The organism is Gilliamella sp. Pra-s52, from assembly GCF_009795805.1.
In the GTDB taxonomy this organism is placed as follows: domain Bacteria; phylum Pseudomonadota; class Gammaproteobacteria; order Enterobacterales; family Orbaceae; genus Gilliamella.
In genome coordinates, this window is sequence record NZ_WTEY01000061.1 from 1 (window position 1) to 279 (window position 279).

Below are 279 nucleotides of genomic sequence, written 5' to 3' on the forward strand. Positions count from 1 at the left end.
AGCCACCGCAGATAAGCGTGATGTTGTCTGTTGCAGTAAGGGTGACTTTGCCATCCACACTATCCACTTTGATATCTTGTTTGGCCGCCATGTTAAGATTGGCATTTTGGGCTTGCACCTCGATATCGCCTTGGTTGGCAAACAGTTTCATCCCCGATTTTTGCGCAAATAACCCCAGCGCCTCACCCGATGAGAGGGTGACGTTTTTTAAGGCGTTGATATCGGTTTGGTGTTCACTGGTTAAGCTGAGGCTGTTAGCGGTAGACAGTTGGATGTTTT

Annotated in this window: 1 protein-coding gene; it reads right to left on the minus strand. The window is 48.0% G+C overall.

The features are described from left to right. On the minus strand, positions 1-279 hold a 279-nt coding region (locus tag GQ594_RS11955), incomplete at both ends, for a DUF2345 domain-containing protein (protein WP_160413207.1).